The organism is Aeromonas finlandensis (genome assembly GCF_000764645.1).
Lineage (GTDB): Bacteria > Pseudomonadota > Gammaproteobacteria > Enterobacterales > Aeromonadaceae > Aeromonas > Aeromonas finlandensis.
On the sequence record NZ_JRGK01000278.1, the window covers coordinates 1 to 23,932 of the forward strand.

The 23,932-nt window shown below is 59.8% G+C and carries 25 protein-coding genes; 16 read left to right on the forward strand and 9 right to left on the reverse strand.

Annotated features, from left to right (window positions below; genetic code table 11):
• From cydB to LD28_RS0116435, 7 genes are all read left to right on the forward strand, one after another.
• Positions 1-640 (forward strand): cytochrome d ubiquinol oxidase subunit II (cydB, locus tag LD28_RS0116405; RefSeq protein WP_033138015.1); only part of this gene is annotated, 640 nt, incomplete at its 5' end.
• A 16-nt stretch (positions 641-656) separates the two neighbouring features.
• Positions 657-767 (forward strand): cytochrome bd-I oxidase subunit CydX, encoded by a 111-nt coding sequence (gene cydX, locus LD28_RS0116410; protein ID WP_005337572.1) that lies wholly within the window; start codon positions 657-659, stop codon positions 765-767.
• Between the two features lie 130 nt (positions 768-897).
• Positions 898-1,857 carry an MBL fold metallo-hydrolase gene (locus tag LD28_RS0116415; protein WP_033138016.1) on the forward strand — a complete coding sequence of 320 codons (960 nt, stop codon included), beginning with the start codon at positions 898-900 and terminating at the stop codon, positions 1,855-1,857.
• Positions 1,850-2,179, forward strand: coding sequence for a hypothetical protein (locus LD28_RS0116420; protein ID WP_033112924.1), 330 nt, complete (start codon positions 1,850-1,852; stop codon positions 2,177-2,179). The genes LD28_RS0116415 and LD28_RS0116420 overlap by 8 nt, the downstream gene beginning before the upstream one ends.
• Entirely contained in the window at positions 2,167-3,039 is an 873-nt protein-coding gene (locus LD28_RS0116425) for an MbnB/TglH/ChrH family RiPP precursor modification enzyme (protein ID WP_033138017.1), read from the forward strand. The genes LD28_RS0116420 and LD28_RS0116425 overlap by 13 nt, the downstream gene beginning before the upstream one ends.
• The gene (locus tag LD28_RS0116430) at positions 3,032-3,796 is read left to right on the forward strand and encodes an HvfC family peptide modification chaperone (RefSeq protein ID WP_050514354.1); all 765 of its coding nucleotides are present in this window, start codon (positions 3,032-3,034) and stop codon (positions 3,794-3,796) included. Before LD28_RS0116425 ends, LD28_RS0116430 begins: the two co-directional genes overlap by 8 nt.
• A 38-nt stretch (positions 3,797-3,834) precedes the next feature.
• Positions 3,835-4,443 carry an HvfX family Cu-binding RiPP maturation protein gene (locus LD28_RS0116435; protein WP_033138018.1) on the forward strand — a complete coding sequence of 203 codons (609 nt, stop codon included), beginning with the start codon at positions 3,835-3,837 and terminating at the stop codon, positions 4,441-4,443.
• A 97-nt stretch (positions 4,444-4,540) separates the two neighbouring features.
• Here the strand turns inward: LD28_RS0116435 and LD28_RS0116440 are convergent, their stop codons facing one another.
• The 5 genes from LD28_RS0116440 to LD28_RS0116460 form a co-directional block, all read right to left on the reverse strand.
• The gene (locus tag LD28_RS0116440) at positions 4,541-5,719 is read right to left on the reverse strand and encodes an MFS transporter (protein ID WP_033138019.1); all 1,179 of its coding nucleotides are present in this window, start codon (positions 5,717-5,719) and stop codon (positions 4,541-4,543) included.
• A gap of 566 nt (positions 5,720-6,285) precedes the next feature.
• The gene (gene dkgB / locus LD28_RS0116445) at positions 6,286-7,089 is read right to left on the reverse strand and encodes a 2,5-didehydrogluconate reductase DkgB (RefSeq protein WP_033138020.1); all 804 of its coding nucleotides are present in this window, start codon (positions 7,087-7,089) and stop codon (positions 6,286-6,288) included.
• 47 nt (positions 7,090-7,136) lie between these two features.
• Positions 7,137-7,433 carry a putative quinol monooxygenase gene (locus LD28_RS0116450; RefSeq protein WP_033138021.1) on the reverse strand — a complete coding sequence of 99 codons (297 nt, stop codon included), beginning with the start codon at positions 7,431-7,433 and terminating at the stop codon, positions 7,137-7,139.
• A 180-nt stretch (positions 7,434-7,613) separates the two neighbouring features.
• Positions 7,614-7,976 carry a VOC family protein gene (locus LD28_RS0116455; protein WP_033138022.1) on the reverse strand — a complete coding sequence of 121 codons (363 nt, stop codon included), beginning with the start codon at positions 7,974-7,976 and terminating at the stop codon, positions 7,614-7,616.
• Complete coding sequence (locus LD28_RS0116460; RefSeq protein WP_033138023.1) at positions 7,963-8,358, reverse strand: DUF6404 family protein; 396 nt, start codon at positions 8,356-8,358, stop codon at positions 7,963-7,965. The genes LD28_RS0116455 and LD28_RS0116460 overlap by 14 nt, the downstream gene beginning before the upstream one ends.
• Before the next feature lie 194 nt (positions 8,359-8,552).
• On the opposite strand from LD28_RS0116460, the gene LD28_RS0116465 reads away from it, so the two are divergent.
• A complete protein-coding gene (locus tag LD28_RS0116465; RefSeq protein ID WP_033138024.1) occupies positions 8,553-9,455 on the forward strand; it encodes a LysR substrate-binding domain-containing protein in 903 nt (300 codons plus the stop codon).
• Between the two features lie 171 nt (positions 9,456-9,626).
• On the opposite strand, the gene LD28_RS0116470 is transcribed toward LD28_RS0116465, so the two are convergent.
• The 4 genes from LD28_RS0116470 to LD28_RS0116485 all read right to left on the reverse strand — a co-directional run bounded on the left by LD28_RS0116470 (position 9,627) and on the right by LD28_RS0116485 (position 14,667).
• Positions 9,627-9,863 (reverse strand): hypothetical protein, encoded by a 237-nt coding sequence (locus tag LD28_RS0116470; RefSeq protein ID WP_033138025.1) that lies wholly within the window; start codon positions 9,861-9,863, stop codon positions 9,627-9,629.
• A gap of 192 nt (positions 9,864-10,055) precedes the next feature.
• Positions 10,056-12,032 (reverse strand): methyl-accepting chemotaxis protein, encoded by a 1,977-nt coding sequence (locus tag LD28_RS0116475; RefSeq protein ID WP_033138026.1) that lies wholly within the window; start codon positions 12,030-12,032, stop codon positions 10,056-10,058.
• A gap of 229 nt (positions 12,033-12,261) precedes the next feature.
• Complete coding sequence (gene glpK, locus LD28_RS0116480; protein ID WP_033138027.1) at positions 12,262-13,764, reverse strand: glycerol kinase GlpK; 1,503 nt, start codon at positions 13,762-13,764, stop codon at positions 12,262-12,264.
• 54 nt (positions 13,765-13,818) lie between these two features.
• Positions 13,819-14,667 (reverse strand): MIP/aquaporin family protein, encoded by an 849-nt coding sequence (locus tag LD28_RS0116485; RefSeq protein WP_033138028.1) that lies wholly within the window; start codon positions 14,665-14,667, stop codon positions 13,819-13,821.
• A gap of 490 nt (positions 14,668-15,157) precedes the next feature.
• Here LD28_RS0116485 and glpT point away from each other — a divergent pair, with 490 nt between their 5' ends.
• The 8 genes from glpT to LD28_RS0116525 all read left to right on the forward strand — a co-directional run bounded on the left by glpT (position 15,158) and on the right by LD28_RS0116525 (position 23,742).
• Complete coding sequence (gene glpT, locus LD28_RS0116490) at positions 15,158-16,516, forward strand: glycerol-3-phosphate transporter (protein WP_033138029.1); 1,359 nt, start codon at positions 15,158-15,160, stop codon at positions 16,514-16,516.
• A 102-nt stretch (positions 16,517-16,618) separates the two neighbouring features.
• Positions 16,619-17,377, forward strand: coding sequence for a DeoR/GlpR family transcriptional regulator (locus tag LD28_RS0116495; RefSeq protein ID WP_033138030.1), 759 nt, complete (start codon positions 16,619-16,621; stop codon positions 17,375-17,377).
• Positions 17,378-17,695: 318 nt separating this feature from the next.
• Positions 17,696-19,183 (forward strand): glycerol-3-phosphate dehydrogenase, encoded by a 1,488-nt coding sequence (glpD, locus tag LD28_RS0116500; RefSeq protein ID WP_033138031.1) that lies wholly within the window; start codon positions 17,696-17,698, stop codon positions 19,181-19,183.
• 95 nt (positions 19,184-19,278) lie between these two features.
• A complete protein-coding gene (gene glpQ / locus LD28_RS0116505) occupies positions 19,279-20,367 on the forward strand; it encodes a glycerophosphodiester phosphodiesterase (protein WP_033138032.1) in 1,089 nt (362 codons plus the stop codon).
• A 218-nt stretch (positions 20,368-20,585) separates the two neighbouring features.
• Positions 20,586-21,068 (forward strand): serine protease inhibitor ecotin, encoded by a 483-nt coding sequence (gene eco / locus LD28_RS0116510; RefSeq protein WP_033138033.1) that lies wholly within the window; start codon positions 20,586-20,588, stop codon positions 21,066-21,068.
• A gap of 298 nt (positions 21,069-21,366) precedes the next feature.
• Positions 21,367-21,741 (forward strand): MaoP family protein, encoded by a 375-nt coding sequence (locus LD28_RS0116515; RefSeq protein ID WP_033138034.1) that lies wholly within the window; start codon positions 21,367-21,369, stop codon positions 21,739-21,741.
• On the forward strand, positions 21,741-22,613 hold the full coding sequence (gene hdfR / locus LD28_RS0116520; protein ID WP_005337525.1) for an HTH-type transcriptional regulator HdfR: 873 nt from the start codon (positions 21,741-21,743) through the stop codon (positions 22,611-22,613). Before LD28_RS0116515 ends, hdfR begins: the two co-directional genes overlap by 1 nt.
• Before the next feature lie 187 nt (positions 22,614-22,800).
• Positions 22,801-23,742 carry a hypothetical protein gene (locus LD28_RS0116525; RefSeq protein WP_033138035.1) on the forward strand — a complete coding sequence of 314 codons (942 nt, stop codon included), beginning with the start codon at positions 22,801-22,803 and terminating at the stop codon, positions 23,740-23,742.
• Positions 23,743-23,932 lie beyond the last annotated feature (190 nt).

The following is a 23,932-nucleotide window of genomic DNA, read 5'->3' on the forward strand; positions in this document are numbered from 1 at the left end:
CTCGGTGCTGGCCACCGCCATCACCCTGTTGCTGCTGCACGGCGCCGGTTTTCTGCAAGCCAAGGTGACCGGCACCCCTGCGCTGCGCGCACGGGGGATCGCCATCCTGCTGGCCCCGCTGGTGAGCCTCTGCTACCTGCTGGCCGGCTGGCATCTGGTGGATCTGCAAGGGTTTCAGCTGACCGGTGTGGGCACACAACCCTTTGACCCGAATGCTGCCATCAGCCCGCTGATGAAGGGGGTGATCCCCCACGCCGGAGGCTGGCTGCGCAACTATTTTGACTATCCGCTGCTGTGGCTGGTGCCGATCATCGGGGCGCTGGCGCCGCTGGTGAGCGGGATTGCCTCCTGGCTGGAGCGGGGCCGGATTGCGCTGCTGGCCAGCGCCATTGCCTGCGCCGCCATGCTCTGCTCGGTGGCCATCGCCCTGTTCCCCTTCGTGCTGCCCTCATCCCTCGATGCGGTCAGCAGCTTGACCCTGTGGGACAGCACCTCCAGCTACAAGACGTTGGCCATCATGTTCGGCCTCGTGCTGGTGCTGATGCCGGTCAACCTGGGCTACACCGGCTGGGTCTATCGGGTGGTGCGCGGCAAGCTCGACCGCGCCCGCATCAAGCGCGACAGCCATCAACTCTACTGACCATAAGGAGGACGCTATGTGGTACTTCACCTGGATTTTGGGCCTCGGATTCGCCCTGCTGCTGGGCCTGTGCAACCTGCTCTGGCTGGAAGCGCGTTGGCAGGCGGACGAACGGGACGGCAACTGACGGCGGGGGGCTCGCGCCCCTCGCCGCGGCCGGTGGCTGGTGTTCACACATCGCCATCGGCCCCTCTCACCCCCTGTAAACGACACAAACGACACACTTTCAACCGACAACCAACCGACAGGTAATTGTGATGAAACAGAGATTGAAAGCGGTGGCGCTGGCCATCGGGTGCGCGCTCACCGTCGCCCCGGCCTGTGCCGAACCGGTACAACTGACGCCACTGGACAAGAATTTCACCCTGCAGGTGCTCGGCAGTGGTGGCCCCATCTCCGACGATCTGCGCGCCTCCTCCAGCGAGGTGATCTGGTGGAAGGGGAAATCCCGCATCCTGATCGATGCCGGTGGCGGCGTCTACCTGCGCTTCGGCCAGGCGGGGGCCAAGCTCGAAGAGGTCGATTTTATCGGCATCAGCCACTTTCACACCGACCATGTGACCGACTTGCCCGCCCTGCTCAAGGGGGCCTACTTCTTCGAGCGCAGCGATCCGCTGGATCTGGCGGGGCCCGAGGCAGGTTCGGCCTTCCCCAGCATGAGCGGCTACTTTGATGCCCTCTTCAACAAGGACAAGGGGGCCTATGCCTACCTGAGCGGCTTCAAGGATGGCACCGATGGCCTCTTCCCCATCAACTTGCACGATGTGCCCTATCAGACCCCGCAGCCCCACACCGTCTATCAGCAGGATGGGCTGACCATCACCGCGCTTGGCATCCCCCACGGTGACGTGCCCTGTCTGGCTTATCGCATCGAGAGCGCCGAGGGGACCATCGTCATCTCGGCGGATCAGAACGGCAGCAACCCGGCCTTTGTGCCGTTTGCCAAGGGGGCCGACATTCTGGTGATGCCGCTCGCTATCCACGAGGGGGCCGACCCGGTCTCCGCCTCGCTTCATGCCAAGCCATCTGTGGTGGCCAAGATTGCCGCCGAGGTGAACCCCAAGCTGCTGGTGCTGAGCCACTGGATGGGGGTTGGCCTCAATCACAAGAAAGAGGCGATGGCCATCGTCAAACAGCAGTTCCACGGCCAGATCGTGGCCGCCCGCGATCTCTCCAGCTACCCCGTTTCATCCGTCAAGGAGTCCGCCCATGAGTAACTCAAGCAGCAACAAAACCACCGGCAAACTGACCCTCTCCATCGCCATGACCAGCCTGATTGCCCTGACCCCGGGACTGGCGCTGGCGGCCACCCCGAGCGATGCGCCGGTAAAGGCCGCCCCCAGTGAACAGCACGGCGGCAAGTGTGCGGCGGGCAAGTGTGGCACCGAGAAGCGCTTTGAAAAGCAAGCACTCGACAGCGATCCACAGGGGCGGCTGGTGCGCGCCCGTGATGGCAAGTGCGGTGTGGCGGGAGAGGGGATTGATGGCGACACATCCAGCAAGGGCAGCAAGATGACGGAGGGGGTATGCGGCCAATAAGCTCACGCAGTCGGGGGATCGGGCTGCGGCAGGAGCATCTGGATGCGCTCTGCTCCGGCCCCGTCCGACCCGGCATCGACTTTCTCGAGCTGGCGCCGGAGAACTGGATGGCCATCGGCGGCGCCAAGCGGGCGCAGCTGCATCAGCTGGCCGAGCGTTACCCGCTGGTGGCCCACGGCCTCAGCCTCTCTCTCGGCGATTGCCAGCCGCTCAATCGCACTTTGCTCAGCCAGATCCGCACCTTTCTGGACGAGTTCGGCATCGAGATCTATAGCGAGCATTTGAGCTTTTCCCGCGACCAACAGGGTTATCTCTACGAACTGCTACCGGTGCCGCGCCAGTGGGAGAACATTCCCTATCTGGCAGAGCGGATCGCGCAGGTGCAGGATGCGCTGGCTCGCCCGCTGGTGCTGGAAAATATCTCCTACTACCACGGCTATGACCACGAGATGCCGGAGGAGGATTTTCTCGCCGAGCTGGTGGCGCGCAGCGGCTGCGAGCTGCTGCTCGATATCAACAACGTCTTCGTAAACAGCCGCAACCACGGTTACTGCCCCAAGCGGATGATTGCCGGGCTGCCGGGCAGTGCGATCCGTTACTTCCATATCGCCGGTCATCTGGAAGAGAGTGACGGCACTTTGCTCGGGACTTATCTGTTAGACACGCATGGCAAACCGGTGTGCGAGGCGGTGGTGGCGCTGGCCCGTTATACGGTGCAGACCCACGGCCTGCGCCCCCTGTTGCTGGAGCGGGATCACCATCTGCCGTCGTTGCCTGAGCTGGAGGCCGAGCTGGCGTGGGTGCATGGCGCCTGTTGCGAGGCGCTCGACCATCAGGTGCGGGAGGTGCGCTATGGATAGACGGTTATCACTGATCACTGCGCCCAAAACGGCCCCGCAGCGGATGCAGCAGCAGACCGCCTGGCTGGCGAGCCGGGTGCGGCTGCCGCAGGATGACATTGCCAGCCACTATGCCCGCAGCGTGCGCGCCAATGTGGAGTCGGTGCTGGAGAGCGCCTTTGTGCTCACCCACGGCCACTGGGCACCGGTGGACAGGTGGCAACTGGTGGAGGGCTTTGTTATCCAGCACGGTGCCGATGCCCCCGAGTTTCACCATATCGCCACCGAGTTTGTCCGCTATGTGCAGCATCGCCACAGCGAGGGCACCCTCAACTGGCCAAAGCAGCGGCTGGCGCTGCTGGAGTACGAGTGGGCCTGCCTCTGTGTCGAGATTGATGAAGGGGTGGTGCCGCAAGCTTTAGCGGGGGAGGAGGTGACGGCGGAGAGTTCGTTTGTGCTCAATCCCACCCTGCAGCTGCTTGAGCTCCCCTTTGCCATCCGTCGTAGCGGCGTGGTGCCGACCCGGCAGGGCAACCACTTCTATGGCCTGTTTCGCAGTCCGGATCATCAGGTAGTGACCCAGCGGTTGCGCGAATGGGATGTAGCGCTGATCCAGTTGCTGCAACAGCAGCCGGGGATTAGCCGAGCAGCGTTCCAGCAACAGGTTCAACAGGTTCGCAGCGACTTTGAGCTGACCGAGTGGGTGCGCCATTTTCACCGGCTGGGTCTGCTGACGCTGCCCGTTGGCGAGCGCCAGACTGGCGCCCCTATGCCCTGACGTAGGCCCTCATTTAACAAACACCAAGGAGAATTCCCATGAACAACACCCTGATCCAGTGGTACGAGCGGGCGGTGGCCCAGTGCAAGCGGCTCGATTTTCTGGCCCTGCTGGCCATTCGCCTCTATCTCATTCCGGTCATCTATGTGGGGGCCCACTCCAAGGTGGTGGGCTTTGCCGGCACCGCCGCCTGGTTTGGTGCGCCGATCTCGGAAGGGGGGCTCAACCTGCCGTTCCCGACCCTGCTCGCCTTTCTGGCGGCGGGCACCGAGGTGCTGGGCTGCATCTGCATCGCCCTTGGCCTCTTTACCCGCATCATGGCTATTCCCACCATCTTCCTGATGAGCGTGGCGAGTGCCATGGTGCACTGGAAGCACGGTTGGGACGCCATCGCTACCGGCAGCATGGAGGCTACCTTGCGCCTCAACGGCTTTATCGAGTGGCTGGCCGCCAACTTCCCCGGTCGCTACAACTACATCACCGAGCTGGGGGATCCCGTGATGCTCAACAACGGGATGGAGTTTGCCGCCACCTACTTCGTGATGCTGCTGGTGCTGCTGGTTTACGGCGGGGGTCGCTATGTCAGCCTCGACTACTGGCTCAAGCGGGCGGTGAACAAGGGGGAAGTGGTTTCTCGCACGGCATAACAACAGACAAAATAACAGAGCGTGAAAAGAGACGAGCGGCATAAGCCGCTCGTTTTTATGTGATGACGGGAGAGGCAGAGCGGCCTGCTGGCGCAGCTTATGCCTGACAGGCGGCGAGCCGGACGGCTTCGCGGCGCTCGCTGACATGGGTCAGCCCGTAGGCCAGCAGCACGATGAGGGCGCCGATCCAGGGGGTGTGCATCAGGCCGAGGTGCTCCACCACAAAACCACCAACTACGGAGCCGAGCGCAATGCCGACGTTGAAGGCAGCGATATTGAGACCCGATGCCACATCCACCGCCTTGGGGGTGTGGCGTTCGGCCTGTTGCACCACCAGCACCTGCAGACCCGGCACATTGCCAAAGGCAAAGGCGCCCCATACCAGCACGGTCAGTACCGCCAGCACCGGATGGGGTGCGGTGAAGGTGAGGGCCAGCAGCACCAGTGCCAGACCGGCAAAGAGCAACTTCAGTGCAGGCAGCGGGCCCATCTTGTCGGCCAGCTTGCCACCCCAGATATTGCCGATGGCGACCGATACCCCGTAGACCAGCAGGATCAGGCTCACCGAACCGGCGCTAAAGCCGCTCACCTGCTGCAGGATCGGGGCGAGGAAGGTAAAGGCCGTGAAGGCGCCGCCATAACCAAGGGCGGTTTTGGCGTAGACCAGCAGCAGCGGCTTGTTGGTCAGTACCGAAAGCTGCTCGCGGATGGTCGAGGCCGCCCCCTTGGGCAGGTTGCTCGGGATCAGCAGCAGGCTACCCACCATGGCGACGAGGCCCAGCAGGCTTACCACCAGAAAGGTTTCGCGCCAGCCAAAGACCTGACCAATCCAGGTGCCGAGCGGTACCCCAGTCACCAGCGCCACGGTAAGGCCGCTGAACATGATGGCGATGGCGCTCGCCGCCTTCTCTTTGGCGACCAAGCCGGTGGCAATGGTGCTGCCCACCGAGAAGAAGACCCCGTGCGCCAGCCCGGTCAGGATGCGGGCCACAATCAGGCTCTCGTAACCGGGGGCCTGCCAGGCCAGCAGGTTGCCGGCGGTAAAGAGCGCCATCAACCCTACCAGCAGCCACTTGCGCGGCACCTTGCCGGTGAGCGCTGTGAGCACGGGGGCGCCGATGGCTACCCCAAGGGCATAGAGGCTGACCAACAGGCCCGCCGAGGGGAGCGAGACATTGAGCTGCTCTGCGATGGTGGGGATAAGTCCCACAATCACAAATTCGGTAGTGCCGATCGCAAAGGCACTCAGGGTAAGGGCAAATAACGCCAGTGGCATAACAACTCCTTGGATAGGGACTCCCGACGGGAGAATGGCGTCAGTATGGGGCAGCGTTTTGTTGGCAAAAATGACGACAACATCAAATTACTTTTGCCAAATCAGCAGCAATCGTGAGGGGGAATGGGGTAGTGGGCGTAACTGAGACAACGAAGACAAGAGCTGCCGTGCAGAGTTCGGTGAGAGCAGGGGGCAACAGCGTGCAGAGAGTCGGGGGCCAAGGGGGAGCGGTTAAGGAGCAAAGGACAGTCGAGGGGTCGGGAAGCGGTTAGCTGCACGGACGGTAGTCACACGCGGTATTGGAGACAAAAAAGCGGGAGGCATTGTGCCCCCCGCTGGTGCTTAAGAATGTCATCAGAGCGTTATTTGCTCCCTTCTCCCCTTGAGGGAGAAGGGCTGGGGATGAGGGGGCGCTATCTGGTTGAAGGCCTGATGACTTACAAGAGGAGCTTGCCCTCACCCTGACCCTCTCCCACAGGGAGAGGGGATAGCTCGTGGTTGCAATCGGCTCGTGAGGGGGTCGGTATCCGCCGCCGAAGCGAGAGAGCCCATGCCTCCCTTCCCATTTAATCCCAATCCGGTGCAAAGTCCGGGTTGGCACAGCGCTCGCCCCGCTCCAGCGTGGCGATGGCGGCCATCTCCTCGGCAGTGAGCCTGATTTTCAGTGCAGCCAAATTGGCGGCGAGATTCTCCCGCTTGGTGGAGCTAGGGATCACCGCCATCTCCTGTGCCAGCAGCCAGGCCAGCGACACCTGCGCCGCCGATACCCCGTGGCGTTTGCCGATCTCCATCAGCAGCGGCTCGGTGAGCACCTTGCCATAGGCGAGCGGCATATAGGCGGTGATGGCGATACCGTGGGCTTTGCAGAACTCGACCACCTTGCGGTTTTGCAGCAGGGGATGCACCTCGATCTGCTGATGGGCGATGGCGCCCGGCCCCAAAATCTCGATAGCCTGTTTGAGCTGGGCCACGGTGAAGTTGGAGACCCCGATCTCGCGGGTCAGGCCCCGGGCCTTGGCCTCGGCCAACTGCTCCAGATAGACCGCCATCGGCACCTCACTCTTGGGGGAGGGCCAGTGGATCAGCGCCAGATCCAGATAGTCGGTGCCCAGTTTTTCGAGGCTCACCTCAAGGCTCGGGATCACCTTGCCCGGGCCAAATTCGCTGGTCCACACCTTGGTGGTCAGATAGATATCCTGGCGAGGCACGCCACTCTCGCTTATCAGCTGGCCCACTTCTGCCTCGTTGGCGTAGATCTGGGCTGTGTCGATGTGACGGTAGCCAAGCTCGAGCCCCTGCAGCAGGGAGTCGCGCAGGGGTTGGCCGGTCAGGCGAAAGGTTCCAAGACCCAGGTTGGGCATCTTCATCATGCTACTCCTCAAACGGGTTGCAAAAGGGCGCTCATCGGCGCGGCTAGTCAGGCGTCCAGCGGCTGATAACGGCGAATGGAGCTGCTGGCAAACCAGGGCTCGGCCTTGGCGACAAATTCGGTAAAGTGAGGCTGGCCCTGATGGCGGGTGAGGGCAGCTTCGCTCTCCCACACCTCGTAGAGTATCCAGCTGTTTGGATTGTCCAGATCCTGATGCAGTTGATAGCGCTGGCAGCCCGCCTCTTGCAGGGTGGCCGCAATCAGTGGCTCAAGGGCGGCGCGAAACTGCTCGGCATATTCGGGTTTGGCTTCAAGCTGGGCAATCACAATCACGGGTGATGACATCTGAACCTCCTTGGCAAAAACGAAGGGTCAGTATGCCTGCCGTGACTTGCAGGAAACAGGGCGCTGGTCGCAAAACAGTATTGAGGGAAGTGCAGCAATCCGGCAGCAAGAAATATATGGCGCAAGTGCCATGGTGGCATGAAATAAAAGGGAAAATGGCGGACCTACCGCCCTGTATCATCAGACGCAGGACGGCTCTGACCACACTGCAAACTCATTGCCGCTGGGTTCGACAAAGTGGAAACGGCGGCCACCGGGGAAATCGAAGAGAGGGCGATTGATGGTGCCACCATGTTGGCTCACCTTGGCTTGAGTCGCTTCAATATCGGCGCTGTAGAACACCAGCAGGGCGCCGCCCTGATCTGTCTGATTGCACTGATCCGCACGATAGAATCCGCCATCCAGCCCCTCATCGGCAAAGGCACAGTAGTCGGGGCCGTAATCGACAAAGTGCCAGCCAAATACGGCCTGAAAGAAAGCCTTGGTGGCCGCAAGATCCCGCGCTGCAAACTCCACATAGTTCAGTTTTTCATGGGCGTTCATTCAGTTCATCTCCCTCATCAGCATCTGTGAGTTCAGCAAGTTGTTCCCACTGGGTCAGTTTAAGCTGCTTGCGCCGCAGCCAGAGCCAAGATGCCATGGTCAGGCCGCAGAATCCCGCAAACAAGGCTGTTTGGCGCAGGGCAAACAGCAGATCTATTGCCATAGGTTGCCAGCTGAAAAACCACATCATCACACCCCATACCAGACCAAAGCCGACGCCAAATACCAGAAAGTTGGTTAGCCAGCCCTCATAGTGAGGCGGTTTGACGGGATAACCGAACCTGCGCAGCAGCCTGCATAGCGGGGGATTGTAGTTGGCATGCCATACCCCTTTGCTCGCCAACTCCTGATGGGCGGCGGCCAGCCGTGCTTCAAATGTCATGGTGTTCGTCCTTGTGACTAATTGGTGCCATACGGTGCTTTTTAGGCTGCATTGTACTGACAAATCGCAAGTGTGATGTGGGCCCGCGGTCACGTTCTGTCTCTGTAGAAAAAAAGAACTGGCCTCACCGCACGCTTGCCAATCCACAGCAGCAGCGCCTATAAAGGCCCATTACTCTTGTCCGGATAACAGCAATGAAGACCCATTCTGATGAACTGACCCTGTTTGTTGCGGTGGTGGAGGCGGGCAGTTTTCGCCAGGCGGCGGAGAACCTCGGCATGGACAACTCGGTGGTGAGCCGTGGCATCAAGCGGCTGGAGGAGAAGCTCTCTACCGTGCTGCTCAATCGCACCACGAGGCGGGTCAGTCTGACCGAGGAGGGGAGCTGGTTCTATCAGCGGGCCGTGAAGATCCTGACCGAGATGAGCGAGGCAGAGGGGCATCTGCTGATGCGCCGGGAGCAGCCGGAGGGGATCTTGCGGGTCGATGCGGCCACCCCTTTTATCCTGCACCGGCTGGTGCCGATCATCGGCGAGTTTCGCCGCCGCTACCCTGCCATCGAGTTGCAACTGCACAGCTCGGAGGGTTTTATCAATCTGATGGAGCGGCGGGTGGACATGGCCATCCGCATTGGCGAGCTGACCGACTCCTCCCTGCGCGCGCTGCCGCTTGGCCGTTCGCGGCTGCGGCTGTTGGCCTCTCCCGGCTATTTGAGCGAGCGCGGCACCCCGCGCCAACCGGCGGATCTGCTGAGCGGCCACGAGCTGCTCGGCTTTTTGCATCCCGATCACCTCAACCACTGGCCGCTGCTCAGTGCCGAGCAGGGGGATCGCTTTGCCATCACCCCCAGTTTGCGTGCCAGTAGCGGCGAAACCTTGCGCCAGCTGGCGCTGGCGGGGCAGGGGATCGTCTGTCTGTCGGACTTTATGACCGGGCCGGATCGGGCGAGCGGGGCGCTGGTGGAGGTGCTGGCCCGCAGCAACAGCGGCGCCTCGCGCCCCATCAATGCGGTCTTCTACTCCGATGCCCAGCGGGATATCCGGCTGCGGGTCTGGCTCGATTTTCTTAAAGAGCAGCTGGGCAGCCATACCCTGTAGTTCAGGTTGGTTTGTGCGGTTTGTTTGAACGGTTCGTCGCTGCGGTTTGCTTAACGAACAACAAGCAGCGCCTTCGTTGCGGCCCATCAGCATTAGCCAGCCGGCAGATAAACAGACGGCCGACTTGAGGGTCGGCCGCCGGTTCGGGAAGGTGCGTGAGCTGAAGCGCAGTTAGTGGGGCAGTTTGCCCCATACCCGGCTGAGCAGGGCGCCGCCGATCACCGGCGGAATGGCCAGCAGCAGTGTCCACTGCCAGGAGAGGCCGCCGACGGTGGCGGCCAGTACGATGCAGGTGAGCACCACCAGTTGGGCCACCATCATCAGGAAGGTGCCTTCGCGGGGGGTCAGTGTCTCTTTTTGAGCGGTGGCGACGTGGGCTACGGGCGCTTGAGTGGTGGTCGGTTTCATGGCGATATCCCTCTGTTGAGTTTGATATCACTAAGCAATGACTGTTCCACATTTTTTACGTTAATTATCAATATCTTGCGCTCTTGCTCGTCATTCCCGTTTTGAGAGCGCAGGCAAAATGATTTGCAAAATGAAAACGCCACCCTGCGGTGGCGTGTTGGTTATTGAGAGGGAGAGGAGGAAGAGGCGGGCCTAGCCAATCCGGTATTGGCGGATCTGCTCGTCGATGGCCTTGGCCAGTTCGAACAGTTCGCTGCTGGCGGCATTGCTCTCCTCGGCGTGTTCCCGCTGGTGTTCGGCCACCATGGCCAGCTCATCCAGCGCCGTTCTGGCTTGCCCCATCTGCTGATTCTGGGACTGGGCCAGTGCGCTGATCTCGTTGATTTCTACGGCGGTCTGGTTGATCTGGCTGGTGGCATCAACCAGCACCTCTCTGGCTTGGTTCATCCGGTTGTACCCCTCTTCGCTCAGGGTGCGGGAGTCCGCCATCGAGCTGCTGGCCTGCCGGGTGCCCTCCTGTAGCCGCAAGATAAGATCCTGTACATCCTTGGTGGCGGTCTGGGTGCGCACCGCCAGCTGGCGCACCTCGTCGGCGACGACCGCAAAGCCGCGCCCCATCTCCCCCGCCCGGGCCGCCTCGATGGCCGCATTGAGGGCCAGCAGGTTGGTCTGGTTCGACACATCGCGAATGAGGTTCATGATCTGGGTGATGTTGTTGCTGTCCTTGACCACCTCTTCGAGCAGGGCAGAGGAGCTGCCGATGCTGCTGCGCAAGGTGTCGAGCCGATCGGCGCTCTGGGTCACATCCTGTTCGATGCTGAGCATATGGTCGGCGATGCGCCGGGTCACGTCGTTGACCCCTTCAGAGCGGCTGGCGATCTGCTCGGCATTGTTGCCGATGGTGGCGACCACATTGGTCAGCTCCTGAATGCTCTGGGCCTGCTGGCTCGCTTCTCCCGCCAGAGCCTGTGCCTGATGGAGGGATTGCGAGGATTGGGCCGAGAGGGCGCTACCTGACTGCTGAAAGCGGGAGAAGCTCTGGTTCAGGCTCTGGATCAGCCTGTTGAAACTCTGCGCCATCAGCCCGAGCTCCGACTCGTCGGAGAAGTCGAGGCGGGTCGCCAGATCCCGATCTGCGGTGATGTGGTGCATGCCATCGGCGGCCTGGCGAATGGGACGGCTGATGGAGTGGGCCAGCCAGGCCGAAGCCAACATGGCGAGCCCACCGATAGCGAGTGACACCATGATGATGAGCTGACGGGATTCGTGCAGTCCCTCTTCCAGCTCGGCACCATTGATCTCGCCGATCAGCAGCCGGTTGAGGGCCGGGATGTAGCGTACCGCGATGAGGTAGGTTTGCCCCTCCAGCGTCAGCGCTTCCACCGCCACCTGATCTTGGGCGTTGGGAGTGAGCCGTTTGACGGTCGCAAGGAACGCAGGTTGGTGGTGGGCGGCGTCCTCCTGCTCCTGTTCGGGATGGATCTCGATCTTGCCGTCCATGTCCGCCAGATAGACCTGGCCGCTCTTGCCAATCCGGTAGCTGCTGATGAGCTTGCTCAGGGCATTCATGTTGATGGAGGTGCCCGCCACCGCCAGGGTTTTGCCCTCACGGGTGACGGCGGTGTTGATATAGAGGGAGGCGCGCTTGTCAAAATCAGAGATATCGAGGTTCAGCTCGTAGGGGTGATTGCGCTTGAGAAAGCCGTAAAACCACTCATCTTTCGGGTCTGATCCGTTCAGCGCTTTCTGGGCGGTGGGGCCGCCGCTGAAGTTAAGCAGGGTATTGGTCTGGCGAGGAGCGATAAAGACGTTGCCGCCGATACGCCGCTGCAGATCCTGAAAGTAGCGCTCCATCTCGGGCCACTGCGCCTCGGGCATCCCCTGGGCCAGCCAATCGATGACGAAGCTGTTGCTGGCCAGCGCCTGCGCCTCGGTCAGGTGCTGGATCAGCTGGGCGGTCAGCTGGTTGGCAATCCGGTCCACACTGCTTGGCAGCTCATAACGCTCTACACGCTGCTGGGCCTGCGTATGGGAGATCTGCTCGAGGATCAAGGTAATGCAGCTGATGGCAATGACCATCAGAATGGCTACGCCGGAGAGGATCCGTGTGCGGATCCCGAGCCCCGACCAGAGTGAGTGCAGTGTAAAACGGTGTATCGCCCTCTCCATATCCCTCTCCTGTCATAAATCAGGTCGCATATGCGACCCAGAAGATGATTATAGATAGATAAGTCAATTGTGTTGCGCTGGGGATCGGTAACTGGTCTCAGCAGCAACATATGGCGGTATCAACACGAGGGAAGGGGGAGTGACAACATCCAGGGCGCAGGCAAAAAGAGAGGCCGACATTGCAGTCGGCCTCTTGGCTGTTCATCTCAACGGGATATCGGTTGCCCGATCAATCCTCTTCAGCCCAACGGCGTGAACGCTCAACCGCTTTCTGCCAGCCGCTGTAACGTTTGGCGCGATCGTCTCTGTCCATCTGCGGGATGAACTCGCGGTCCACGCTGAACTTGTCTTCCAGCTCGTCGGAGCTCTTCCAGAAGCCGACCGCCAGACCGGCCAGGAAGGCGGCGCCCATGGCGGTGGTCTCGATGCGGGTCGGACGCACCACCGGGGTGTGCATCATGTCAGCCTGGAACTGCATCAGGAAGTCGTTGGCTACGGCGCCGCCGTCTACCTTGAGGGCCGCCAGCTTGATGCCGGAGTCCTGCTGCATCGCATCCAGCACATCGCGGCTCTGATAGGCGATGGATTCCAGCGCGGCACGGATGATGTGGTTGCGGTTGGCGCCACGGGTCAGACCGACCATGGTGCCGCGAGCATACGGATCCCAGTAGGGGGCGCCCAGACCGACGAAGGCCGGTACCAGATAGACACCATTGGTGTCGCCCACTTTGGAGGCGAAGTAGTCGGTATCGCGAGCATCGTGAATGATCTTCAGCTCGTCACGCAGCCACTGGATGGTGGCGCCGCCCATGAACACGGCACCTTCCAGCGCATAGTTCACTTCCCCTTTCGGGCCGATGGCGACGGTGGTCAGCAGGCCGTGGTTGGAGCGAACCGGTGCGGTGCCGGTGTTCATCAACAGGAAGCAGCCGGTGCCGTAGGTATTCTTGGCCATCCCTTTTTCGAAGCAGAGCTGACCGAACAGGGCAGACTGCTGGTCACCGGCAATACCGGCGATAGGGATGCGGGAGCCGCCGCCACGGGTGGTGTAGCCGTACACTTCGGAAGAGGGTTTCACTTGCGGCAGCATGGACATCGGGATGCCCAGCTCGTCCAGCATCTTCTGGTCCCACTTCAGCTCGCGGATGTTGTAGAGCATGGTACGGGAGGCGTTGGTCGGGTCAGTGACGTGCACTTCGCCATTGGTCATCTTCCACACCAGCCAGGTGTCGATGGTACCGAACAGCAGCTCGCCGTTCATCGCCTTCTCGCGGGCACCTTCGACGTTGTCGAGGATCCACTTCACTTTGGTACCGGAGAAGTAGGCATCCAGTACCAGACCGGTGTTTTCACGCACGTACTCTTCCAGACCACGGGCCTTGAGCTCTTCACAGATGGCTGCGGTGCGGCGGCACTGCCAGACGATGGCGTTGTAGATGGGCTTGCCGGTGGCTTTTTCCCATACGACGGTGGTTTCACGCTGGTTGGTGATACCGATGGCGGCGATCTCTTCGCTGCGCAGGCCGGTTTTGGCCAGCACTTCGGTAAAGACGGAGGACTGAGTCGCCCAGATCTCCATCGGGTCGTGCTCTACCCAGCCCGCTTTCGGGTAGTGCTGGGTGAATTCGCGCTGGGAGGTGCCGACAATGTTGGCATTCTGGTCAAACACGATGGCGCGGGAAGAGGTGGTTCCCTGGTCCAGAGCGACGACATATTTCTTTTCAGCAGACATGATGTTCTCCACGTTTCTATTTTCCACGTTTTTATACGTTGGGGGGGGCCGCTCTTATGCGGCAGCCTCTTCTTTGGCGGTTTTGGTAGCTTGCTCGGCAGCGGCAACACGGTTGCCCGGTACGCAGGGAGCCAGCACTTTGACATACAGAGCGGTACCAATCTGGGCGCCAACGATGGGGCCAAGGATCGGAACCCAGAAGTAGGGGTTGTCACGACCACCGGTCAGGGCAACATCACCCCAGCCAGCAAAGAACGCGAACAGTTTCGGACCAAAGTCACGGGCCGGGTTCATGGCAAAACCGGTTAACGGGCCAAGGGAGGCACCGATCACCGCGATCAGGACACCGATCAGCAGGGCGGCAGCGAAACCTTTGGGGGCACCGTTGTTGTTGTCACCCAGCGCCATGATGCCCAGCATCAGGATGGCGGTGATCACCAGCTCGACCGCGAAGGCCTGCATGTTGGAGAGCAGGGCATTGGGATAGGTAGAGAAGATCCCGGCGGTGCCGAGGCTCTCGACGCTACCGCGCACCACGTTGTGGGTCACTTCCCACTGGGTGAACAGGTTGCCGTAGAGGAAGTAGACCAGCGCTGCGAAGCAGAAGGCACCGGCGATCTGGGCGATGATGTAGGGCACTACCTTGCGCTTGTCGAAACCGGCAAAGGTCATCAGCGCCAGGGTAACGGCCGGGTTCAGGTGGGCTCCTGAAATACCACCGGTCACATAGATGGCGATCGCGACACCCAGACCCCAGGTAATGGAGATTTCCCACTGCCCGAAGTTGGCACCCGCCAGCACCAGTGCGGCCACACACCCGACGCCGAAGAATATCAGCAGGCCGGTTCCGATAAACTCGGCGATGCACTCGCCAAGCAGGGTATTGGGTCTTTGTATGCTCATATCTTTTTCCTTATATCCACCCGTAGAGAGGTTTGATGTTCCGTTTTATCTTTTTTGTGTCTACCTATTGCGACCGAAAACGTTTCTTTGTTGTTTTTGTGTCTTGCGCAAACGTTGTGCTCGTTTTCGCTCGTTATCGGACGAAAGAGAAAATAAACCTTTCCGCAAAATCCACCATCCCCCTGCCACGGTAAATGTGGACAAGATCCCACTCATTGCTAAGGAAATGTGACGTAAAGCAACTTGATGAAGACGTGATACCACTTAGGGGGTAGCCTCTGTCCCTTGTCCAGCAAGGGATAGAGGCTGATGAGAAACTGCTCATTTGGAACTTTTATTTGTAATAAAAATGAAATATTTGAGCATGCATCACAGATATAATGAGCGCATATGAGCAAAATAGGCTCGCTTACGAATCAGTGGACTCGTCTGGTTCGTTTGAATGATCAGGGCACCCTCAACCGCCCATAACAACAAAAGGAAGCAGAACATGCTTAGTCTCTTCAGGCCTGCGGCGCACATCGACAGGCTCCCGGCTGACAAGGTCGATCCCTTCTACAAACGCATGCGTTGGCAGGTGTTTTTCGGGATCTTCTTCGGTTACGCCGGCTACTACCTGGTACGGAAAAACTTCAGTCTGGCGATGCCCTATCTGGTAGAGCAGGGTTTCTCTCGCGGCGACCTGGGTCTGGCCCTCTCCGGCGTCTCTATTGCTTACGGTTTGTCCAAGTTTCTGATGGGGAACGTCTCTGACCGTTCCAACGCCCGTTACTTCCTCTCCGCCGGTCTGCTGTTGTCGGCCGCCATCATGTTCATGATGGGGACCATGCACTGGGCCACCTCCAGCATCGCCATCATGTTCGTGCTGCTGTTCCTGAACGGTTGGGCACAGGGCATGGGCTGGCCCCCCTGCGGTCGCACCATGGTGCACTGGTGGTCACAGAAAGAGCGCGGCGAAGTGGTTGCGGTCTGGAACGTGGCCCACAACGTGGGTGGCGGCATGATTGGCCCGCTGTTTATCCTCGGGATGGGCTGGTTCAACGACTGGCGCAGTGCTTTCTATGTGCCGGCTGCCGCGGCGGCGGCCATCGCGGTGATCGCCTTCTTCGTGATGCGTGACACCCCGCAATCAGTCGGTCTGCCTCCCATCGAAGAGTACAAGGACGACTATCCGAAGGATTACAACGCGAGCCACGAGCAGGAGTTTTCCGCCAAGGAGATCTTCGTCAAGTACGTGCTGCACAACAAGCTGCTGTGGTATATCGCGATTGCCAACGCCTTCGTTTACCTCATTCGTTACGGTGTGCTGGACTGGGCGCCGACCTATCTGAAAGAGGCCAAGCACTTTACTGTCGACAACTCCTCCTGGGCTTACTTCCTCTATGAGTGGGCCGGTATTCCGGGCACCCTGCTGTGTGGCTGGATCTCTGACAAGATGTTCCAGGGCCGCCGTGCCCCGGCCGGTATCCTGTTCATGGTGCTGGTGACTGTGGCCGTGCTGGTCTACTGGTTCAACCCGGCTGGCAACCCGACCGTCGACATGATGGCGCTGGTGGCTATCGGCTTCCTGATCTACGGCCCTGTCATGCTGATCGGCCTCTATGCCCTTGAGCTGGCACCGAAGAAAGCAGCCGGTACTGCGGCAGGCTTCACCGGTCTGTTCGGTTATCTGGGCGGCGCCGTGGCAGCCAACGCCATGCTGGGTTATACCGTTGACCACTTCGGTTGGGATGGCGGCTTCATGGTGCTGACTGTATCTTGCGTGCTCTCCATCATCCTGCTGGCGATGACCCTCAAGCACGAGAACATTGCCGTTGCGGCCAAGAAAGCGGCTGCCCATAAGGCATAAAACGTGATCCTCAGCTTATTGATCCCAAAGGGGATCAGGTAAACTGCCGAAAGGCCCCGCATCTGCCGGGGCCTTTTTTCGTTTCATCATCGGAGTGCAAGCGTGAAGCAAACCCAACGACATCTGGAGATCCTGGACGTCCTGACGCGGCAGGGATTTGTCTCGACCGACGATCTGGTGACCCAGTTTGACGTCAGTCCCCAGACCATTCGCCGGGATCTGAACGATCTCGCCGAACAGAACAAGATCCGGCGCCATCATGGCGGTGCCTCCCTGCATTCGAGTACCGTCAATACCGCCTATAGCGCCCGTAAAGTGATGCAACTCAAGGAGAAAGAGCGCATCGCCCGCGAGGTGGCGGCCAATATTCCCGACGGTTCATCGCTCTTTATCGATATCGGCACCACCACCGAAGCGATTGCTCGCGCCCTGCTCGATCACCGCGAGCTGCGCATCGTCACCAACAACCTCAACGTGGCCAGCATTTTGACGGCCAAGGATGACTTCACCGTTATCATTGCCGGTGGCGAGATCCGCAACCGCGATGGTGGCATCGTGGGGGAGGCGACCCGCGACTTTATCGGTCAGTTTCGCATGGACTATGGCGTCATCGGGATTTCGGGCATCGACAACGACGGCTCCCTGCTCGATTTCGACTATCACGAGGTGAAGATTGCCCAGGCCATCATCGCCCACTCCCGTCAGGTGTTCCTGGCCGCCGATCACACCAAGTTCGGTCGCAATGCCATGGTCAATCTGGGCAATCTCAACCAGATCCACGCCCTCTTTACCGATCAGGAGCCACCGGAAAAGCTGACGCGATTGATGGCACAACATCAAATCGCCTGCCATATCTGCTGACGGCTGAAGAGGCCAAGGCTGTGCCGGTCGCCCGTCAGGGCGGCCTCCTTTCTTTTCCTGCCCCCCCATCTTCGCGTTCATTTCACCCCTTTCTGGGTATTGCCAAAACCACTATCCAATCTGGTTTTTTTGGTTGTTAACTCGCCGATTTTAGCTCGACGCTATTTGCCCACCTGACGCGCACCCTTTGCCACCACTGGCGGGATGTGGCGATCACACTTTCACCATAAAATGTTCGTTTGTTGTATTTTCATGTTCTAAAATGAGCGAAATCAAACATTGCTGTTATAGCAATCATAAAAATGAAAGTAGGTGAACATGAGCGAACATTATGATCTGGTCGTCGTCGGTGGCGGCATCAATGGGGTCGGCATCGCTGCCGATGCGGCAGGACGGGGTCTGAAGGTTGCTCTGTTTGAGGCGCATGATCTCGCCTCTGCCACCTCGTCCAATTCCAGCAAGCTGATCCACGGTGGTCTGCGCTATCTCGAGCATTACGAATTCCGGCTGGTGAAAGAGGCGTTGGCGGAGCGTGAAGTGCTGCTCGGTATGGCACCCCACATCGCCCGTCCGATGCGTTTTCGCCTGCCCCATCGCCCGCACCTGCGTCCGGCCTGGATGATCCGCGCCGGTCTCTTCCTGTATGACAATCTGGCCAAGCGCGACAAGCTCAAGGGGAGCTGCGGCGTGCGCTTCCTGCCGCAAGATGGCTTGACCGCGGGGATCAACAAGGGCTTCGAATACTCGGATGCCTGGGTCGACGACGCCCGATTGGTGGTACTCAATGCCATGATGGCCCGTGACAAAGGGGCCGATGTGCAGACACGCACCCGCTGCATCAAGGCAGTGCGCGGCTCCAAACACTGGACGCTGACCCTGGAGCGGGAAGGGGGCGAGCAGTTCACCGTCACCTGCCGTGGTCTGGTCAATGCGGCTGGTCCCTGGGTCAAGACCTTCTACGACGAGAGCCTGAACGAGAAATCACCCCGTGGCATTCGCCTGATCAAGGGCAGCCACATGATAGTGCCGCGCATCCATGAGCGCGAAGAGGCCTATATCCTGCAAAACGAGGACAACCGCATTGTCTTCGTCATCCCCTATCAGCAGGACTATTCCCTCATTGGCACCACTGACGTGGAGCACCACGGCAGCCCGCGGGAAGCGAAGATCAGCGAGGCCGAGATCACCTATCTGTGCAAGGTGGTCAACGCCCACTTCACTCGTCAGATCGCCCCGAAAGATGTGATCTGGACTTACGCCGGGGTGCGTCCGCTGTGCGATGACGAGTCAGATTCGCCGCAGGCGGTGACCCGTGACTACACCCTCGAGCTGTCGGGTGAATCGGACGGTGCACCGCTGCTCTCGGTGTTTGGCGGCAAGCTCACCACCTATCGCAAGCTGGCTCAGGCCGCCTGCAACAAGCTCAAACCCTGGTTCAGCCAGATGGGGGATGACTGGACGGCCACCAGCCGTCTGCCCGGCGGCGAATTTGACTGCTCGGTGCGCGAGCTGGCCCGCGCCTTTGCGCTGGAGTTTGACTGGCTCGACGATCGCAGCGCCCTGCGCATTGCCGAGGCCTACGGCGCTCATGCCCGTCTCTGGCTGAAAGAGGATCGCGGCATTCACTTCGGTGGTGGTCTCTACGAGTCGGAAGTGCGCTATCTCATTGCGCGGGAGTGGGCCTGTAGCCTAGAAGACATTCTGTGGCGCCGCAGCAAGCTGGGGCTGCGCCTGAACGAGTCAGAGCAGCAGATGCTGCACATCTGGCTCGACCAATACCATCACGCTCTGCGCAAGGCGAGCTGATGAGTGAAGGTGGGCAGTGCTTGCTGCCCACCAAAAATATGAAGCAAACCTCTGATAGAACAATTACCTACACACAATAATAAAGAGCATCACATATGAAAAAACTCGCTGTTTCCCTCATCGCTTTGAGCCTTGGGGCATCCCTCTCATTACCCGTATTTGCTGCCGATGAAGGCAAGGTGGTGATTGCTCACCGTGGTGCTTCCGGCTACCTGCCCGAGCACACGCTGGAGTCCAAGGCGCTGGCCTTTGCCATGGGGGCTGACTATCTGGAGCAGGATCTGGTGATGACCAAGGATGACCAGCTGGTGGTGATGCACGATCACTTCCTCGATGGCATCACCGATGTGGCTGCGCGCTTCCCCGGTCGTGCCCGTCCGGATGGCCGTTACTATGTGGTTGATTTCACTCTGGCCGAGGTGCGCTCCCTGCGCATGACCGAGCCGTTCCAGTTGGTGGATGGCAAGCAGGTGCCGGTCTATCCGGCCCGCTTCCCGCTCTGGAAGTCAAACTTCAAGATCCACACCTTCCAGGAGGAGATCGAGATGATCCAGGGGCTTAACAAGAGCACCGGCAAAAACATCGGCATCTACCCGGAGATAAAAGCCCCCTGGCTGTTCCGTCACGAAGGCAAGGATATCTCCAAGGCGGTGCTGAACGTGCTCAAGCAGTACGGCTACACCGGGAAGGATGACAAGGTCTATTTGCAGTGCTTCGATGCCGATGAACTCAAACGCATCAACAGCGAGCTGATGCCTGCCATGGGGATGGATCTGAAACTGGTGCAGCTGATGGCCGAGACCGACTGGAACGAGACCATGGTCTACGATGCCAAGGGCAAGGCGACCCCCTACAACTATGACTGGATGTACAAGCCGGGGGCGATGAAAACCATCGCCAGCTACGCCGAAGGGATTGGCCCGTGGAAGCCGATGATCGTCACCGAGCCGGGCACCTTGGGCAAACCGACCTTTACCGGCATGGTAAAAGAGGCCCACGCGGCTGGCCTGAAAGTTCACCCCTATACCTTCCGTCAGGATGAGGGGCAGATCCCGGCCTATGCCAAGGATTTCACCGATCTCCTTAACATCTTCCTCTATCAGGCCGATGTGGACGGGGTGTTCAGTGACTTCCCCGACAAGGCGGTGGCCGTCATCAAGGCCCATGAAGGGGCGGCCAAATAGCAACATGGCGCCATTTGAATGCAAAGCGAGGCCAATTGGCCTCGCTTTTTGTTTGAGGTACCCGCAACAGGGGTGTGCGCCCTGTCAGAAAATAGCCAGATCACGTCATGGTGTGCCGGATCTGCATCATTTTACGCAGTTTTTACGTAGCAGATCGCTGGCATGAAATCGGCAGAGCGGTTAGTCTAGCGGCGTTGAACCAACCCCATGAGGTACAGATGAAAACCGTATTGCGTTTTAGCCTGCTGGGCGCCTTGTTGCTGGGTGGCCATGCCTTCGCCGCCGAGCCGAAAAAATTTGATATCAGCATGTTCCCAGCCGCTGACGTGAATCAGGAACGTGTGGTGATCCGCCTGCCTGAAGTCGAGAAAGAAGCCGACATGATGGTCGAGCTGCAGGTCGGCAAAAAGATGATGGTTGACTGCAACGTCCCGCGTTTTGCAGGCAACCTGGAACAGCACAGCGTCAAAGGCTGGGGCTACAACTACCTGCAACTGGGCAAGGTCTCTGACCCCATCAGCACCCTGATGATGTGCCCGGATAACCAGCAGAAAGAGACCTTCGTCCAGATCTATGGTCAGGGTTTCTTCGTGAACTACAACTCAAAACTGCCGTTTGTTATCTACGTGCCGCAGGAGTACGAAGTGCGCTACCGTCTGTGGCGTGCCGACAACCTGGCCCAACCGGCCATGATTGAGTAAGCATGTTTGAACCAAAGGTTCAGCTGGTTCACCTGATGTGACAAATAAAGCGCCGTATGGCGCTTTATTTTTGCCTGCGTGGCCTGAAAAGTGACGTGCAAATTGGTTGCACGTTTACATAAGTTTATTATTTATCAACGTTTTTTGTGTGTTATGCCACAAAATCGGCGTCAGCGATGGGGCAAACTGACTTCGATAAAAGATATTTATTAACATAGTGAGAAAATTGATTTTGCACTCGGCGATGGCCTGATGATACTTGCCCGCAAAGGTCAAACTAACCAGAAAAAAGAGCACTATGAGCTTCGAATCAGACAAGCGTTTCAACGACTTCAAACATTTTCCCCGTGGTCTGCGTCGCAGTGGTGAATTCACTGTGGCCGAAGCGGACAGTCTGGAAAAGTATGGTACCGCCATGCTGGCACTCTACCAGGGCACCCAGACTCCCCGTGACGATGTCGAGTCCGCCTTCGTCGAGCAGGTCAAATCCGGCGCAGCCGGTGCCAACCCCCATGCCAAGGTGTGGTTCAAGTACCTCAAGGTGATCGGTCCCAAGCGCGTTCATCGTCTCTGCACCGTCGTTGGCGGCGCCAGCGAAGAGAGCAGTGGTGGTGGTGCCAGCTTTGATGTCGGTGGTGGCAGCGGCGGTGGCAGTGACGAGTCCATCGATTAATGGATACCGAGCTGCTTCGGACCTTTATCGAGGTCAGCAAGACCCGGCACTTTGGCCGGGCGGCTGAAAATCTCTACCTGACCCAGTCGGCGGTGAGTTTCCGGATCCGCCAGCTAGAGCAGCAACTGGGTGTCAGTCTGTTTGCCCGCCATCGCAACAATATCCGCCTGACCGCCTCCGGTGAGCGTCTGCTGCCCTACGCAGACGCCATCTTGCACACCCTTGGTCGTGCCAAGCAGGATGTGGCGCTCTCGCCGGGATTCAGCCAGCAGTTGGCCATCGGCGCGCCCGCGGTGTTCTGGGAGCTCGATTTCAACGACTGGCTCAATCACATTTATGCGCTGGCGCCCGGTTTGGCGGTGCGGCTGGAAACGGCTTCCCGCGAGCATCTCTGCCGCCAGTTGCTGGAGCGCTCCCTCGATCTGGCCCTGCTCTCCGAGCCCACCAAGATCGACGAGATCGCCCTGCATCCCATCGGTGAGCTGGTATTCGAGCTGGTGAGCCGGGATCCGGCAGCCAATGCCGACAACCTGATGCAGATGCCGCACATCCACCTCGATTGGGGCACCAGCTTCGAGCCGCAACCCAGCCGCTTGCAGAGCCTGCAAAAAACCCCGGTGCTGCACTCCAGCTCCGCCAGCATGGCGCTGCAATTTGTGCTGGCCAACGGTGGTGCTGCCTACCTGCCACGGCGGATGGTCAGCCCCTTCCTCGAGAAGGGGGCACTCCATCTGGTGGAGGGGGGGCAGCCGCTGAGCCGTCCGCTCTATCTCGCCTATCTGGAGAAATCCGATCGCCGGGAGCTGATCGATCAGCTGCTGACCCTGCCACTGGGTTGGCACGACGCCGAGCTGCGCCTCAACGTCGAATAAGCATCGCGTCGAATAAGCATCGAGCGTTATCCAAGGAAGAGCCCACCCCACGGTGGGCTCTTCTGTTTGGGGAAAATTGCAGGGAGCGAGGTCACGTAATTGGCGCGGGAGGCTTGGCGTCATCGGCCGGTAACGGTACCTTTTCAGGCTGTTTATCCGATTGAGCACTGACAGGGATGGATTGTAATTGATCGACTTTAGTCACCCCGAATGGCGGGCGCTGGCGCAGCAGTTGCTGAACCACTCACCCGTGGTGATCCGTGGCCGACAGTGGCAACCGCTGGTAGGGCTGCTCAAGGATAACCAGCTGCTGCTCGCCCATGGCAGCCACAGCTATGAGCTCACCCCGGCCGGACGGCGCTATCTCACCCGCGAGCTGATGCTGGCCGAGATGGCTACCGCGCCTCCCGCACCTGAGGAGTGGTTGCACGCTCAGGGTTGGTTGTTGGGGGAGCAGGTCAATGAGCGGGTGCTGGCGGCGCTCTATCGCAAGTCCGAGGTGAACTTCACCCCCAACGAGCAGATCGATTTTGAGGACAAGGGGATCCGGCTCTGTGCCGATCAGCTGTTGCGCTTGCGCGCCGCCCAGCCGTTCAGCCTCTTTTTCAGTGGCGGCACCCTGATCGATGCTGCGCCCTGGTTGCAGGCGCTGGGGGAGGTAGCCCTGCCCGAACGCACCCTGGCGAGTCTTGGCAAGATCCTGTGGGGGGATGGGAGTATCGAGCGGGTGATCACCACCGACAGCGTCGGCGCCTTTGCCGAGTTGCCCCTTGATCCTGGCACCTTGCTGGTGTGGGCCCCCCCATCGGCTCCTCTTGCCTTGCAGCAGGTGGTGGCCGCCTTGCCCCCCAATGTGCTGTGGAGCCATCTCACCGCCCTCGACCCTGCCGGGGTAGATCGGCTGCAGGCGCTGGCCCAGCGGCTGGGTCGTCCGGCCAGCTGGTGGTTGCCCCGTGATCTGGCACCCATCCTCAGCGCGTATGCCCAGCCCTTGACGGACCCTCGGCCCTGGGAACCGAGCCGGATCCCCAAGTCATTGTTAGCAGTTTGTAGCGGTTTGGTTGAGTCCAATGGTGGCTTGTCGGCCGAGGTGTGCGCGCTGGCGCCAGCGTGGCATGCCGTTGGTTGAAATTGGCCTGAAAGCGAGCCAAAAAGCGGTTTTCCCCCATTGAACGCGGTGATATAAAGAGTTGACGAAGCGCTCGCCAGATGAGCGCTTTTGTTTATCAAGCCGCTTTGCCACCCAACGAACTCAACGGAATACAGGGAATACCATGTTTGAAAAGGTTGTTGCCGCCCCAGCGGATCCGATCCTGGGC

Bases quoted from the DNA above. Each gene is read 5' to 3' on its own strand.
- LD28_RS0116420 (WP_033112924.1), top strand. From the start codon at position 1,850: ATGAGTAACTCAAGCAGCAACAAAACCACCGGCAAACTGACCCTCTCC.
- hdfR (WP_005337525.1), top strand. From the start codon at position 21,741: ATGGATACCGAGCTGCTTCGGACCTTTATCGAGGTCAGCAAGACCCGG.
- LD28_RS0116430 (WP_050514354.1), top strand. From the start codon at position 3,032: ATGGATAGACGGTTATCACTGATCACTGCGCCCAAAACGGCCCCGCAG.
- LD28_RS0116415 (WP_033138016.1), top strand. From the start codon at position 898: ATGAAACAGAGATTGAAAGCGGTGGCGCTGGCCATCGGGTGCGCGCTC.
- LD28_RS0116460 (WP_033138023.1), bottom strand. From the start codon at position 8,358: ATGACATTTGAAGCACGGCTGGCCGCCGCCCATCAGGAGTTGGCGAGC.
- glpD (WP_033138031.1), top strand. From the start codon at position 17,696: ATGAGCGAACATTATGATCTGGTCGTCGTCGGTGGCGGCATCAATGGG.
- glpK (WP_033138027.1), bottom strand. From the start codon at position 13,764: ATGTCTGCTGAAAAGAAATATGTCGTCGCTCTGGACCAGGGAACCACC.
- LD28_RS0116455 (WP_033138022.1), bottom strand. From the start codon at position 7,976: ATGAACGCCCATGAAAAACTGAACTATGTGGAGTTTGCAGCGCGGGAT.
- LD28_RS0116515 (WP_033138034.1), top strand. From the start codon at position 21,367: ATGAGCTTCGAATCAGACAAGCGTTTCAACGACTTCAAACATTTTCCC.
- eco (WP_033138033.1), top strand. From the start codon at position 20,586: ATGAAAACCGTATTGCGTTTTAGCCTGCTGGGCGCCTTGTTGCTGGGT.
- LD28_RS0116475 (WP_033138026.1), bottom strand. From the start codon at position 12,032: ATGGAGAGGGCGATACACCGTTTTACACTGCACTCACTCTGGTCGGGG.
- LD28_RS0116425 (WP_033138017.1), top strand. From the start codon at position 2,167: ATGCGGCCAATAAGCTCACGCAGTCGGGGGATCGGGCTGCGGCAGGAG.
- LD28_RS0116470 (WP_033138025.1), bottom strand. From the start codon at position 9,863: ATGAAACCGACCACCACTCAAGCGCCCGTAGCCCACGTCGCCACCGCT.
- glpT (WP_033138029.1), top strand. From the start codon at position 15,158: ATGCTTAGTCTCTTCAGGCCTGCGGCGCACATCGACAGGCTCCCGGCT.
- glpQ (WP_033138032.1), top strand. From the start codon at position 19,279: ATGAAAAAACTCGCTGTTTCCCTCATCGCTTTGAGCCTTGGGGCATCC.
- LD28_RS0116465 (WP_033138024.1), top strand. From the start codon at position 8,553: ATGAAGACCCATTCTGATGAACTGACCCTGTTTGTTGCGGTGGTGGAG.
- LD28_RS0116485 (WP_033138028.1), bottom strand. From the start codon at position 14,667: ATGAGCATACAAAGACCCAATACCCTGCTTGGCGAGTGCATCGCCGAG.
- cydX (WP_005337572.1), top strand. From the start codon at position 657: ATGTGGTACTTCACCTGGATTTTGGGCCTCGGATTCGCCCTGCTGCTG.
- LD28_RS0116450 (WP_033138021.1), bottom strand. From the start codon at position 7,433: ATGTCATCACCCGTGATTGTGATTGCCCAGCTTGAAGCCAAACCCGAA.
- LD28_RS0116435 (WP_033138018.1), top strand. From the start codon at position 3,835: ATGAACAACACCCTGATCCAGTGGTACGAGCGGGCGGTGGCCCAGTGC.
- dkgB (WP_033138020.1), bottom strand. From the start codon at position 7,089: ATGATGAAGATGCCCAACCTGGGTCTTGGAACCTTTCGCCTGACCGGC.
- LD28_RS0116440 (WP_033138019.1), bottom strand. From the start codon at position 5,719: ATGCCACTGGCGTTATTTGCCCTTACCCTGAGTGCCTTTGCGATCGGC.